This window comes from Desulfovibrio sp. (genome assembly GCF_034006445.1).
Classification (GTDB): Bacteria; Desulfobacterota; Desulfovibrionia; order Desulfovibrionales; family Desulfovibrionaceae; genus Desulfovibrio.
The window spans coordinates 18,825-32,145 of record NZ_JAVESS010000019.1 but is presented as its reverse complement, the minus strand read 5'-3'; the positions used below and the strand labels follow the sequence as shown (position 1 = coordinate 32,145).

Annotated in this window: 9 protein-coding genes; 5 read left to right on the top strand and 4 right to left on the bottom strand. The window is 59.3% G+C overall.

Going from position 1 to position 13,321, the window contains the following annotated elements; genetic code table 11:
- Positions 1-135: 135 nt before the first annotated feature.
- Complete coding sequence (locus RBR41_RS12195) at positions 136-807, bottom strand: adenylate kinase (RefSeq protein WP_320352896.1); 672 nt, start codon at positions 805-807, stop codon at positions 136-138.
- Positions 808-953: 146 nt separating this feature from the next.
- A complete protein-coding gene (locus tag RBR41_RS12190; RefSeq protein ID WP_320352895.1) occupies positions 954-4,151 on the bottom strand; it encodes an AsmA-like C-terminal region-containing protein in 3,198 nt (1,065 codons plus the stop codon).
- A 120-nt stretch (positions 4,152-4,271) separates the two neighbouring features.
- Between RBR41_RS12190 and RBR41_RS12185 the strand changes: the two genes are divergently transcribed.
- Positions 4,272-5,294, top strand: a complete 1,023-nt coding sequence (locus RBR41_RS12185; RefSeq protein ID WP_320352893.1) for a glycosyltransferase — start codon at positions 4,272-4,274, stop codon at positions 5,292-5,294.
- A 143-nt stretch (positions 5,295-5,437) separates the two neighbouring features.
- Here the strand turns inward: RBR41_RS12185 and RBR41_RS12180 are convergent, their stop codons facing one another.
- On the bottom strand, positions 5,438-5,941 hold the full coding sequence (locus tag RBR41_RS12180) for a hypothetical protein (RefSeq protein WP_320352892.1): 504 nt from the start codon (positions 5,939-5,941) through the stop codon (positions 5,438-5,440).
- Between the two features lie 86 nt (positions 5,942-6,027).
- Here RBR41_RS12180 and RBR41_RS12175 point away from each other — a divergent pair, with 86 nt between their 5' ends.
- The 4 genes from RBR41_RS12175 to RBR41_RS12160 all read left to right on the top strand — a co-directional run bounded on the left by RBR41_RS12175 (position 6,028) and on the right by RBR41_RS12160 (position 11,697).
- Positions 6,028-7,434, top strand: a complete 1,407-nt coding sequence (locus tag RBR41_RS12175; RefSeq protein WP_320352891.1) for a radical SAM protein — start codon at positions 6,028-6,030, stop codon at positions 7,432-7,434.
- An 886-nt stretch (positions 7,435-8,320) separates the two neighbouring features.
- Complete coding sequence (locus RBR41_RS12170) at positions 8,321-8,767, top strand: flavodoxin (protein ID WP_320352889.1); 447 nt, start codon at positions 8,321-8,323, stop codon at positions 8,765-8,767.
- Between the two features lie 328 nt (positions 8,768-9,095).
- The gene (gene galE, locus RBR41_RS12165) at positions 9,096-10,082 is read left to right on the top strand and encodes a UDP-glucose 4-epimerase GalE (RefSeq protein ID WP_320352888.1); all 987 of its coding nucleotides are present in this window, start codon (positions 9,096-9,098) and stop codon (positions 10,080-10,082) included.
- Between the two features lie 565 nt (positions 10,083-10,647).
- On the top strand, positions 10,648-11,697 hold the full coding sequence (locus RBR41_RS12160) for a bifunctional methionine sulfoxide reductase B/A protein (RefSeq protein ID WP_320352887.1): 1,050 nt from the start codon (positions 10,648-10,650) through the stop codon (positions 11,695-11,697).
- A gap of 336 nt (positions 11,698-12,033) precedes the next feature.
- On the opposite strand, the gene RBR41_RS12155 is transcribed toward RBR41_RS12160, so the two are convergent.
- Positions 12,034-13,113: an ABC transporter substrate-binding protein gene (locus RBR41_RS12155; RefSeq protein WP_320352886.1), complete on the bottom strand. Its 1,080-nt coding sequence runs from the start codon at positions 13,111-13,113 to the stop codon at positions 12,034-12,036.
- Positions 13,114-13,321: the final 208 nt, after the last annotated feature.

Here is a 13,321-nt window from a genome sequence, read left to right as displayed (position 1 = left end):
CGGGAATATGGTCTTTTATCCATAAGGGCGGTCAGGGTTTGGGTGGCTGCGGCAACCGCGCTGCCCGAAACTCATCCGCACTGCCGAAACGCATCCGTTGTGGCTCCCGGACTGCGATAAAAGACCTCCGCTGGTCTAGGCCAGTTTGGACAACAGGGTTTCCTTGATGGAGTCGATGCTGCCTTCGCCGTTTAGTTCAATGTATTTGGTCTTGCCCTGAGCGGCAAGATCCTTGAAGAAATACGCGGCGGCCAGGGTGCCGTCAGTGGTATTGTAGTAAATGTCGTGGCGCTTGTTGATGGCAGTCTCGTCCTGGTCGTCGGAACGGCTGGAGAGAGCGCCGCCACAGACGCGGCACACGTCGCCATTGGGCTTGATGGCCTCAATGAAGATGTTGTTGGGGTGGTTGTTGTTGTTTTTGCACAGACGGCGGCCCATGATGCGGTTTTTGGCAACTTCGCGCGGCAGCAGGATTTCCACCACGTAATCCAGAAGGATACCTTCTTTCTTGAGGGCGTCCCACAGTTTTTCGGCCTGCACCATGTTGCGCGGGAAGCCGTCCAGCAGCCAGCCGTGCTGCCCCTTGCTCTTCAGGGTTTCAAGCACCATGGGAATGGTGATGTCGTCAGGCACGAGGTCGCCACGGTCAATATAGGCCTTGGCTTTTTTACCCAGTTCAGTACCGCCGCCGATGTGTTCACGGAATATGGCGCCGGATTCGATGTGGGCGAGGTTATACTTCTGCTTGATAAGGTCGCCCTGGGTGCCTTTGCCGCTGCCGTTGGGTCCGAAAATCAGAATATTCACCGTTTCTCTCCTTGGCGGAACCGCAATTTTGGTTGTGCAAAAAAGAACACGCAATGAGCCTAGCCCCTAAGGCCGCCCCTGTCAACGGGAGACAGGAAGAATAGTCGACAGAGCGTTGAAGCTCTGTACCCGAACCAGCTTATTTATCAGCGAAAGAGTTTCCATGTGCCTTCGACAATACCGCCGAGCACATCCACAAATCCCTTGGTAATGTCGCCAAGAGTGTTCAGGATAAATGTGCCCGCGCCAATGGAGGTTTTTGTGTTGCTCAGGCCGCCGTAAAGGCGCAAGGGAAAGTCAGGGACGTTCTTCATGCTGACGTTGAAATTGCAATCCAGGGTCTCGCTGTTGAAGTTGATCCAGCCGCCGCCGCCGACCTGCAGCCCCGGCCCCTTGAGATAAAAATCACTACTGCGCGCCACGCCATTGGTAATGCTCCCTGACGCGCCCGAAGCGGTAATCATTGTGGGTTTGCCCTTGAGCTTGCCCTCCGGGGTTCTCTGCTGGTAGGAGCCGCTGAGCACCTCGACGCGCCATTTGCCGTTGAGCAGGGCGGGCAACTGATCCGGCCCGGTGAGGTTGGCATGCACCTCCGAGTGGATGGAGCCCCTGCCGCTGAGTGCGGCTGCGCCACCCCTGGCATCGCTGGCGGCCGTCAGGTCAAAGTCGTTGATGATGAGGGTATTGGCGAAGCTGAGGCCCCTCGTGAAGTTGATGGAAGCCCTGCTGACGATGGGCGCGCCGTAAAACTGGCCGGTAATGGAGTCGGACGTGAGCTTGCCGTTTTCAAGTTTGTACTTGGTGCGCAGGTTTTGCACTGTGAAGCGCATGGCGGTGAGCTTGTTGACGCCAAATTCGCCAGAGGCGCGGAAGTTGCGCATAAAGCGGAAATCCCACGGTTTGTTCCCTGACTCGCCGGATTTTTCCTCATTGGTCTTCATGTAGCGGTCAAGGTCAAACTGGTCGGCGGTGAGCTTGAAGTTGAGGCTGAGCTGGTCGCGCCAGTCAAGGTTCAGTGTGCCGGTGACGGTGCTCTGGTCCAGTTTGGCCCGGATTTCGCGCAAAGAAAGAGAATTGGGGTCGCCCCTGAAGCGGGTGTCCATTTCAACGCTGCTAAAGCCCTTGGGCATGGTAATCTTGCCAAGGCCCGCCAGGCGCAGGGTGTGGGCCATGTCGGGGCTGTACGCAGACACCTTGCCCTGCCACGAAACCCCCTCCGAAGCGGCGGTAAAGCTGGCCTGGCCGTGGGCCTCCACGCCCAGCGCGCTGAAGTGTCCTTCGGACACCGAAAATTCATTGCGGGCCGACTGGCCGGTGAAGCGGCCCGAAGCCTGTACGTGTACCCCTTCGGGGTTGAAGGAGCGCTCTGCGTCCATGCGCAGCGAAAACGAGCCGGGCAGACTGGTGAAGTCCATCTGCCCGCCATCGGCCCCGTCGCCGCTGAACCACAGCCTGCCGTTGATGTCGGTGGCCATGTCCAGCCCGGCGGCGGCCATGGCCGCGTTCCATTGCCCCTCAAGGCCGAGCTTCTGGCCGTCCCAGGCCGCAGTGCGCATCTTGAGGCCAATGTCCAGAGAGGCAAAGGCGAACGTGGTTTTTTTGCCGCCGCTGATACGGGGCGGCGCGCGCAGAAAGCCGTTTTCCGCCCTTGTGGTGATGCTGCCGCGCAACTTGCTCAAAAAAATGTCCAGGTTGCGCCCCTGGCTCATGATGTCCACATCGGCGCGCAGGCGGCCGCCTCCCACGGGCATGACCTTGAGGTCTTTACCCAGGTTTTCGCCATTCACGTCGCGCGCCCGCAGGCGTATGGAGTAGGGCGTGCTTGTGTCGCCGCCAAGGATGGTCTCGCCCTTGATGCTGCCGCCGTAAAGCTTGCCTTCCACAAGCAGCAGGGTGTCTTCAAGGCGGCTTTGGGCGTCGATCAACCCTTGCCGGATAACCACAAGAGCGTCATTGATGACGATGGGGCCGTAGTCCACTTTTTTGGCGGCCAGGCGGATGTTGTAATCCACGCCGATTTCGCCGGGAATGACGGGCCCGCCCGGCATGGGCGTGAGCGGCCCGTAATCGAATTTGGGCTCTTCGGGCGTGTCGCCCACAGCTTCGGGGATGGCGCGCCCAAGATTGACGTTCTCGGTGGTCATGTCCAGGGCCACTTCGGGCTTGTGCCAGTCGGCCACGCCGCCCGATCCTGTAAACCTGGCGCCTGCCGCCGTCACTTCAATGTGCGGTACGCGCAGCCCTGCCGCGTCCATGTCAAAAACAAGCAGCCCGCCAGAAAGGTCGTCCAGGGACAGTTGCAGTCCGGGGGCCAGATTGCGGGCAAAACCCAGCCAGCGCGTGAGGCTTGCGCGGTGCAGTTGCAGGCTGCCTCCAAGGGCGGGGCCAGTGGGGCCTTCAAGCTGCACTGTGCCGTCAAAGCTCACACTGTCCGGCCCAAGGGTCAGTTGCAGCTTGTTCAGGCTGACCGCCTGCGGGTCGGCGTGCCGCCATGCTGCGCCGCCCGCGAACGTGAAGGGAATGCTTGCCCCATCCTTGGAGATGGATCCGCCAAGGTCGGCCACAAGGTTGAGGCCCTGTTTGCCGGGGATGATGTCGGGCGTCAGGTTGAAAGAAAATTTCAGTTCGGGCAGCCAGTCCGGGAGGTGCAATACGCCGCTGCACGCCATGCGAGGGCTTTTGCCCAGGGGATCGACAAGGCTGGTTTTGCCGTCCACATTCAGGCTGTCCAGGCGCATGGGCTGGCCGTCGGTGGGCACAAGTGTGGCGGCGGCCCATGAAAGGGTGCCCGTTATGTTGTCGCCCGGTTTGGCTTCGAGGTCGCACTGCACGCCCTCGATGACGAGGCTTGAGTCGTCGGCCCCCTGGATACGCAGTTCGCCCTGCTGCACCGCAAGGCGGCAGCGGCCAGGCAATGTCGCCGCTCCGTCGCTGCCAGAGGCGAACAGACCCTTCAGGTTCATGCCGAGGCTGAGGGTCACGGGCACGGTTCCTTCCACGCGGGGGCGCAGGAGGGAGATATTGCGGGGTTCAAAACGCCCTTGAAGAAGCGCGGCAAAATCGGGGCGCAAGGTGGCATAGGCTGCGGTAACGTGCCAGTTTTCGCCTGTGATTGCGGCGTTGCTCACGGCCAGTGCCGGTACGGGCAGAAGGGCTACGCTGACGGCGTCCACAGAGATGGACAGTCCTGTACTGGCGCGCAGTTTTTCGATAAAATGCTCTGCAAGGGCTTCGGGGTTGCGCTGCAACAGGTAAAAGGCCCCTGCCGTCAGGCCGGACAGCAGGAGGATGAGCGCCAGGAGGATGCGCGCGAAAAAGCGTAGGCGGCGGGCATTCAGAAGCATGTTGCAGTCTCTCGTCTTGACGCGGCGAAGCGTCGAGGCTAGGTTTCTAGCCTATTGTATCTTGTCTTTATTGGCAACTGTATGACATGCAAAAGACTTTCTGACAGTTACCGGAGAACCATGCAGCGTATCTTATGGCTGGGCAGCCCTTTTTTTGGTGTGGAACTGCACGCCATTGGCTGGCAGAACGTGGCCATGCACAATGTCGGGGGCGATCGCGTCTTCGGCTGGGAGGATCTTGTGCGTCTGGCGGGATTTGTGCCCGACGTGCTGGTTGTGGGCGATAACAGCCGTCCGCCCTTTGTGCTCGGGGTTGAAAACTTTCCCTGCCTGACGGTTTTTTACAGTGTGGATTCGCATATCCATAGCTGGCAGCCTTTCTATGCCCAGGCTTTTGACGCCTGTATGGTTTCCCTGCGTGATGACATTCCCCGGTTCCACGGGCCATTTCTTGGTAAAGACAGGGTCTGGTGGTCGCCGCCCTTCGCCTGGGCGCAGGATCAGCCCAACCCCGACGTGCAGCCCGTATGGGACTGTCTTTTTGTGGGCACTGTCTCGGAAAACACGCCCCTGCGTTCAGAATTTTTGCGCGCTCTTGGCAGTCAGCTCCCCGGCTTGCACGTGGAAACGGGGAACTACAGGCGGCTTTTCCCCCAGGGGCGGGTGCTGCTTAACCATTGCGAGCGCGGCGACCTGAACTTCAGAAGCTTCGAGGCCCTTGGCTGCGGCGGCTGTCTTGTGACGCCCCGCGTGGGACACGGTTTTGCCGAGCTTTTTGTGGACGGCGAGCACCTTGTGGGCTACGCGCCCAACGATGTGGGCGACGCCCTTTTTCGCATAAAATTCTTGCTGGAACACCCCGACGTGGCGGCCCATATTCGCGCCACAGGGCTGGCCGAGGTCAATGCGCGCCACCGCGCGGTTCACAGGGCACAAACTTTTACCGACAATATCTGCGACCTGTGGATCTGCGGACACGAAGAGCTTGTGGCCAGCCGCATTGCCAGGAGCGACGTTGTACTTGAACAATGTCTCAAGTTGCTCTATCTGCACTGGGCCGAAGAGTGCGTTTGCCCTGACATGCGCAGGGCGTATCTGGCCGCAGCCACGGGCCGCTACGGTCTTGCAGGCCCGGAGGCCTAGGGCAATTTAATTTTTACATTGCCCTGGCGGCTGCGTGAGCAGACGCCCGCCGCAGAGGCGTAAGCGCAGTTTATTGCGCTGTTACGCGCCGACGCGGGCGTCCTGGAAACATCAAGAATAGATACCTTCATTAGCAAAATGCCCTAGCGTTGAGCCTGTGCCGCATCCATTGGATCAAAATGCAGATCCAGCGCCGGGTCAATAGCTGGCGCGCCAGTCGGGCGCGGCCCCTGACTCTTGCTGGCAGGCGGGTCAAAACTCAGGTGCAGCAGGGGATCATTGCCAGCGGAGGCCACGGGCTCGTCCACACGTGCCGTCAACCTTGCGGCCCGCGTCTGGTGGCGTGCATTCTCGTGCGGGTTCGAGTCCATATCCAGCTCGGTTTCCGTCGAAAAAGCCGGGGTGGCATAGTCCTGCTGCCCAGGGGAGTCATTGACGCTGACGTCAGCGGCGCTTACATCAGCAGCGGAGGGCTGGCTGCCGCCCGGATAATCCAGGCGTGACTCCATAGCGCGCAGCATCACACGCAACTGGGCGTGATCTTCGCGCAGTTGCCGCACCAGCTTTTCCTGGCAGCGCAGCATGTAGACAAGGACGGCAAGAATGCCGAAAAAACACAAAAAAATGAAAAGCATTATGGAAAACATGAAGGGCCTCCAAAAGTACGGGCCGGGATCGCCCGGCCACGTTGGGCCGTTATATACGTTCACCCCCGCCGGGGCAAGGAGCATTTATGGCCGCGCAGCATATTGAGCCGCATCTTGTCATGGCGGACGAGCAGGGCAATATTTACGATGACGAACGCCTGCTCATGGTCTGTCGCAGGGGCGCGCAGTGGGGGCTGCCACGCCCTGACGAACTCATGCCCCTGCCTGAAGAAAGCGAATTTTTTCTGCTGCCTGGCCGACAGGCTGTGGGGCTTGACCCCGAAACAGGCGAAATAGTGCCGCCCGAAGGCGAAGCCCAACTGGCCGTGGCGGCTTTTGCCGCCCCCGCGCACACGCTTTCGGCGCATCCGGCCTATGCCAGCAATCCTGACGCGCCCCTGCTGCCCCTGTTCGCGTATGGGGCCATTGGCTTTGCGCGTGGGCGCTTTTATATCTGCGCCCGCAAGGTCGATACGGATCAACGCCAGGTTTTCAACCGCATTCCGCGCCACCGTATAGAACAGGGCGCGCGCAGGCTGCTGCAGGACTATCCCAAAAACCGCCTTGTGCGGCATATCCTGGATAACTGTGTGGCCCGCTATGACTGCCCTGCGGCACGAAACTTCGCTCTTGGCCGTTACGAAGCGCCCCTGCCCTCGTCCCGCTCCTGCAATGCCCGTTGCGTGGGCTGTATTTCGGCCCAGGACAAGGATTCGCCCGTGGCCGTGACGCCCCAGTGCCGTCTGGCCTTCACCCCGGAACCAGCGGAAGTGGCCGAGGTCATGCGCATTCATGCCGGGCGCGAAAGCCGCGCTCCCATTTATTCCTTCGGGCAGGGCTGTGAGGGCGACCCCCTCATGAACCCCGACCTTCTGGAGGAAAGCATAAAACTGTTCCGTTCCGGTGGCGGTTTGGGAACCATCAACTGCAATACCAACGCCTCACGACCCGAAGCCGTGGCCCGTCTGGCCGACGCCGGGCTCACAAGCATGCGCGTGAGCATCAACAGCGCGCGTCCTACCCTCTACCACCGCTATTACCGGCCTGCGGACTACAGCCTGGATGATGTCTGCGCCTCCATCCGCGAGGCGCGAAGCCGGGGCATTTTTGTGTCTCTGAACCTGCTCTTCTTTCCCGGCATTACCGATACCGAAGAAGAACTGGAAGCCCTGGCGCGCATGGTGGGCGAAAATGGCGTCAGCATGATCCAGTGGCGCAATCTCAACATCGATCCCGAGTGGTACTTTGACCTCATGAAGCGGGATATGGAAGACGGAGGCAAGCTTGAGCTTTCGCCAAGCATGGGCCTGACCCAGTTTATGAAAAGGCTGAAAAAGCTCTGCCCCTGGCTGCGCCATGGCTACTTCAATCCCTATGTGGGTGAAAAAGCGGAACTGACGGCCCCCATGCCCGGCACATGGAACCTGCCTGAACCCCGCGCCAAGGAAGGCGCTCTGGCCCCCGGCGAAAGCGCTGAAACGGACTTGGAGTAATTTTATTTTGAAGTGCTGTGTGGGGGAGATTGAGGTGCTTTGTGGGGGAGATTGAGATGCTTTGTGGGGGAGGGACCCTTTTAAAAAAGGGTCGCCTCCCCCACGCCCCCACCCCCTAAAATTTTTATCGTGTTGTAGTATGCCACAAGGCCTTGTCTGCTTTGAGGGGCGGGTCAGGAAACAACATCCTTCAGGCATTGCAGCATCTCAATATTTACCTGATCCATCGTGAACTGCCCCGCGGCAGCATACGCGGTTCCCACCACGATGGTCTGCGCGCCAGCGATCGTGCACTATGGCGACCGTTCATCCCGATCCTTGCGACTGCCGATGGCGGCGTGAGAAAAAACAATCTATAAATGTGACGATAGTCACAGATGTTTTTTTTACCCTTTGTAAGCTGAAGACGCTGGCCCTGGCTGGCGTCTTTTCAGTTCCGGGGCAGAAGGACAGTCTGTTTTGAAAATGACAACGCCCCGGCCTCCAGCGATTCCAGCGCGAGGCCAGCGCGGACGGGCCGCCAGACAGCCGGGGCGGCACCAGGGGCAGACATTCCCCGGCCCTGCGTGGAGACTCGTGCACAGCATTGTCCGGCAGCCAAGAGACGCGGCAAAGCGAGAGGCCCGCACGGTGCCCGCGAAAAGCCAGCCGCACAGGCTGCCAAAAATTCCACGCACGGCCCTGTGCGTGGCAGGTGCGTGGCAGGCGCGTGGCAGACCCGCCAATGACTGAAGAGTGGCCTGATCGGTGGCAATCAGGGAATCTTCTGGCGAAACCTGTCAACCTTTGGGGATATGGGCTTGACACAGGCGGGGAACCTAATTATCTCAATTGAAAATGAAATTCATTTTATAAATGTCCGGTCAATGATCGGAAGGAGCGCACCATGAGCAAGGTTATGATTCTGTTTGGTTCCAGCACCGGCAATACCGAGAGCATTGCCCAGAAGCTGGAAGAGCTTATTGCTGCCGGTGGTCATGAAGTGACTCTGCTGAACGCCGCTGAAGCCGCCGCCGACAACCTGGCCGACGGTTACGACGCCGTGCTTATGGGCTCCTCGGCCTGGGGCATGGAAGATCTGGAACTGCAGGACGACTTCGCCCCCCTCTTTGACGAAATGGAAAGCATGGGCCTCAAGGGCAAGAAGGTAGCCGCCTTTGCCTCGGGCGATATGGAGTACGAACATTATTGCGGCGCTGTGCCCGCCATTGAAGAAAAGGCCAAGGGCCTCGGGGCCGAGATCATTTGTGAAGGCCTCAAGATGGAAGGCGACGCCTCCAGCGATCCCGACGCCATTGCCTCCTTTGCCGAGGATGTACTCAAGCGGTTGTAGAATAGTTTTAGCACTGTCACGCAAGGCGCAGCGGCAGCCCGGTAGTTACGGCTGCTGCGGCAGATATGCCCGCAAGGCCCGAAGCCCCTGGCTGGTTTCGGGCCTTGCGTCGTTTTTTGGGGGCGAGTGAGCTTTCTCGTGGCAAGAATGACGGCATGCGGGCGCAGCATAAAAAAAGTTGTTCATGTGCTGGCTTCACAGCAAAAGACGTGGCAAAATACATTCACGGCACTGGTGGGCTTGCCAGACCGCAGTTGATGTGCAAAAAGCGGAACTCTACCCGCGCGGTGCGACCGCGATGCTATGCTTTCAACAAAAGAGAATGCTCATGTCCATACTGGTTTGCGGTGGAGCTGGCTACATAGGCTCCCACAATGTGCGCGCGTTGCTGGCGCGCGGCGAAGACGTTGTTGTTGTGGACAATTTTTTGACCGGCCACCGTGCCTCCCTGCCTGACGGCGTCAACCTGTATGAAGGCGACATACGGGACGGAGCGCTGCTGGATCAGGTGTTTTCGAGCCACAGGGTGGATGCCGTGCTCCATTTTGCCGCCAGTTCGCTGGTGGGTGAAAGCATGGAGCAGCCGCTGAAGTACTTTCACAATAACGTCCACGGCATGCAGACCCTGCTGGAAGCCATGGTGCGCAACCGTGTGGACAAGATAGTTTTTTCATCGTCGGCTGCTGTCTACGGCGAACAGGAAAGCGTGCCCATCAATGAGGACGCGCCGCTGCACCCCACCAATCCCTACGGCGAAAGCAAGCTCATTATGGAGCGCATGATGCACTGGGTGGGCAAGGCCCACGGCATCCGCTTTGTGAGCCTGCGGTATTTCAACGTGGGCGGCGCATGGCCCGGCGGCGCCATAGGCGAGGCACACAATCCCGAAAGCCATCTTATTCCCCTGATTCTTCAGGTTCCTCTGGGCCGCCGGGAAGTGGTGACCATTTTTGGCAATGACTACCCCACACCTGACGGCACCTGTATCCGCGACTATCTGGATATTATGGATCTGGCGGACGCGCATATGCGCGCTCTGGACTATCTGCGTACAGGGGGCGGCAGCGAAATCTGCAACCTTGGCAATGGCAAGGGGTTCAGTGTGCGTGAAATGGTGGCAGCGGCCTGCCGTGTGACCGGGCATGACATTGGCGTGACCCTGGCCACGCGCCGCTTTGGCGATCCCGCGCGGCTCGTGGCCTCGGCCGACCGGGCCAGGGAGATCCTCGGCTGGCAGGCCAGGGCGGGCATTGACCAGATCATCGCCTCGGCCTGGGAATGGCACAAGACCCATCCCGACGGATTTTCTTCCTGAGGTTTTGCCGCCCCGTAGAACATGTTCATATTTGAATGTTCGTGTGGTCGGGACAGAGGCGCTCGTAGCGCAAGCGCAAGAGCAAAATAGTTGTGCGCACCCCGCAACCGGCATGATGCAACGTTGAAACGCGTATTTTCGGGCTGGGCTGCACTGGCGGCACGGGCCATTATGGTATGCCATTACTGCATGCCATTGCCGCATGCTGTGCCGCCTACCATTGCTACCCGCCGTTGCCGCATGCTGTGCCGCCTACCATTGCTGCCCGCCGTTGCCGCATGCTGTGCCGCCTACCATTGCTGCCCGCCGTTGCCGCATGCCGCTACTGTATGCCGTTGTCCCATGGCGGTACGACGTGCGGCAATGGCGTGAATGCTGCCGGAACTTTTTTCAGCACTCCCCTGGGTCGCGCTGCCCTCAATACCCGTCTGCTCCGGCTATCTGGCCCGCCCATCCACGGTGGGCTTTTCCATCCTCCCTTTCTTACGGCTGAAGGCCTTTCCCGCAGGCAAGCATTGACCCCGTCGGCTGGGTGGTTATGTTAACAGGAACCAGTGAGTATACCATGCGTGATCATGCTCTTTTTCTGATTCTGGCCGTGTTCCTGTTTTGCGGCCTGTACTCCGTAGTCACGGCGGCAAAGGCAAATGCCGCTGTCGCTGATCCAGCCAGCCCTTCACAGGAGGCTGCCATGAAGCCCACATATCCCATGCCGCCTCTCAATGAACGCGAGGCGGACGTTATCTTGCGCAAAGGCACGGAGGCTCCCAACTCCGGCCAACTTAACAGCAACAAGGCGGCGGGAACCTACGTCTGCCGGCAGTGCGGCGCGGCGCTGTACAGTTCAAAAGACAAGTTTGCCTCCGGCTGCGGCTGGCCAAGCTTTGACGACGAATTGCCTGGGGCCGTGCGGCGGGTGCCCGACGCGGACGGCAGAAGGGTCGAGATAGTCTGCGCCCATTGCGGCGGGCACCTTGGTCATGTGTTTGAGGGCGAAGGTTTCACGGCCAAAAATACGCGCCATTGCGTCAACTCGCTGTCCATGGCCTTTTATCCCGCTGGCAGTCCTGAAGAAGCCAAAGCCCTGGCGCAGCGCGCCCAGGCCACCGCAACAACAGGCACGGCCATTGTGGCGGGGGGCTGCTTTTGGGGAGTGGAGGACGCCTTCAGGCGTATGCCCGGCGTGCGTGACGTTGTTTCTGGCTACACGGGCGGCCGCACGTCAAACCCATCCTATGAGGACGTGTGCCGGGGCGACACCGGCCATGCTGAAGCCGTGCGCATTGTCTTTGATCCCGCGCGGATCACCTATGAGCAGATTCTGCGCCGCTTTTTTGAAATCCACGATCCCACCCAACTGGATCGCCAGGGCCCCGATGTGGGCGATCAGTACCGCTCTGCCGTGTTTTACCTCGACGCGGAACAAAAGGCCGTGGCCCTCAAGCTCATGAACCTTTTGCGGGAAAAGGGTTATGACGTGGTGACGCGCCTTGAGCCAGCCGGGCCTTTTTATGAGGCCGAGGCCTATCACCAGCGCTTTGCCGAGCGCACCGGGCGGGGCCGCTGCCATATGTCCGTGCCGCGTTTTGACGAACCGGCCAGGAGCAGCCGCTAGCCAGTGCCGCCACGAGCGCCTTTCCTGCTATTTCTGCGTCGAACGTCGCCTTTTATTCCGGTCGAGTACCATCAAAGTACACTCCCTGCATAAAAGGCTCATTCTCCTTGATATAACAGGAAATTCATCTCGTGGGGGCACTGTCTGGGGGGAATGGTATGGTGAAGCGCTTTGTGGGGGAGGCGCCCCCACCCCCTAAAACTTTTATTCTCTGTCGCCAGACCAGATGACAACGGCAACGGCGCGGAATGCTCCGCGCCGTTGCCGTTGTTCTGTGAGGTTTCGCGGGCTGGCCGCCGAATTGCCGCCGAATTGCCGCAAGACGGGGCCGCCGTGTTATTTTTTCAGCTTGAGGTTGGGCGGCACCAGTTTGATGTATTTGCCGGTGGCGTAGGATGAAGTGCTGACTCTGGACATCTCGTCCTTGTTCAGCCGCCCCAGGCTGCCGAAAAACCTGGCAACATCCTCAATGTCTTTCTGCGCGCTGCTACGCCCGTTGGTCTCGTCAAAAAGGCTCTGCTGCTCGGCCAGGGGCAGCACCTGGTGGCTTTTTATGTCCCGCCGCAGCAGTTCTTCATCATAGTCCTTGCCTGCCCATTCAAGGTAAAAGCGGCGATAATCCTGTAAAAAAGTTTCAGGGCTTTTGCTCATGTAATCATCCACAGCCCGAAAATATACCGTGAGAAATTTGGCCGTTATTTCAGGATTGGCCTTGGCATACTCCGCATCGGCCACAAGGTAGGTGTAGCTTTCCTTGCCGCAATATTTCAGGTCTGCGGCGAGCACTCCGCCCTTGTCCAGCGCCAGATACAGTTGTGGCGCCCACAGGGCGGCCCCGTCGCCGATGTGGTTTTCAAGACTGGCCACCACCAGCCCCTGCGCCATGTCGCGTATGCTGATGTCGCTGTCCTGAAGGCCAAGCACCTTCAACCAGGAGGAGAGAACATAGTGCGCCGAGCTGATGTCGGTAAGCACAAAGGTTTTGCCGCGCACGGTGTCCGGGCTGCCCAGCACATTGGGGTACTCTTTGTTCCAGCCCCTGACCTTGGCAATGGGGCTGTCGGCAGGCACCACCACGCCATTGGCGGCAGCCTCGTCCACACCAATGGCCATGGCGACGACATTGTGGTTCATATTGCCGAAAATGGTGGGGATTGTCCCCATGCCAGCATATACCCATGCCCCCGTGGAATGGGCATTGAGAATTTCCGCGCCGGAATTGTACTGATTAATTTCAATATCCAGTCCGGCTTCTCTGTCCCACTTCTTTTCTTTGGCGTACCACATGAGAAATGTTTCAAACTCGTCCACCCAGGCGGTGGGAACGCGCACCAGCCTGGCCGCGTCCACTCCGGGCGCGGTGAAATGCAGCAGCATGAGGGCGGCAAGAAACAGGACAATATATTTTTTCAGCATGATTTTCTCCCGGAAAGATATGGAGACGCAGGAAGGTGGACAGATTGCAAGTGGGGGATTTTGCGGGGATTAGAGCAATTTCACTTTGAAACTGCTCAGGCGGATGCGTGAGCAGACGCCCGCCGCAGAGGCGTAAGCGCTATTTATTTGCGCTGTTATGCGTCGAAGCGGGCGTCTTTAAAGCATCAGGAATGGATATCCGCAATGC

What these genes read in the sequence shown, in the direction of transcription:
- RBR41_RS12190 (WP_320352895.1), bottom strand. Translation starts at nt 4,151, where the DNA reads ATGCTTCTGAATGCCCGCCGCCTACGCTTTTTCGCGCGCATCCTCCTG.
- RBR41_RS12185 (WP_320352893.1), top strand. Translation starts at nt 4,272, where the DNA reads ATGCAGCGTATCTTATGGCTGGGCAGCCCTTTTTTTGGTGTGGAACTG.
- RBR41_RS12180 (WP_320352892.1), bottom strand. Translation starts at nt 5,941, where the DNA reads ATGTTTTCCATAATGCTTTTCATTTTTTTGTGTTTTTTCGGCATTCTT.
- RBR41_RS12175 (WP_320352891.1), top strand. Translation starts at nt 6,028, where the DNA reads ATGGCCGCGCAGCATATTGAGCCGCATCTTGTCATGGCGGACGAGCAG.
- RBR41_RS12170 (WP_320352889.1), top strand. Translation starts at nt 8,321, where the DNA reads ATGAGCAAGGTTATGATTCTGTTTGGTTCCAGCACCGGCAATACCGAG.
- galE (WP_320352888.1), top strand. Translation starts at nt 9,096, where the DNA reads ATGTCCATACTGGTTTGCGGTGGAGCTGGCTACATAGGCTCCCACAAT.
- RBR41_RS12160 (WP_320352887.1), top strand. Translation starts at nt 10,648, where the DNA reads ATGCGTGATCATGCTCTTTTTCTGATTCTGGCCGTGTTCCTGTTTTGC.
- RBR41_RS12155 (WP_320352886.1), bottom strand. Translation starts at nt 13,113, where the DNA reads ATGCTGAAAAAATATATTGTCCTGTTTCTTGCCGCCCTCATGCTGCTG.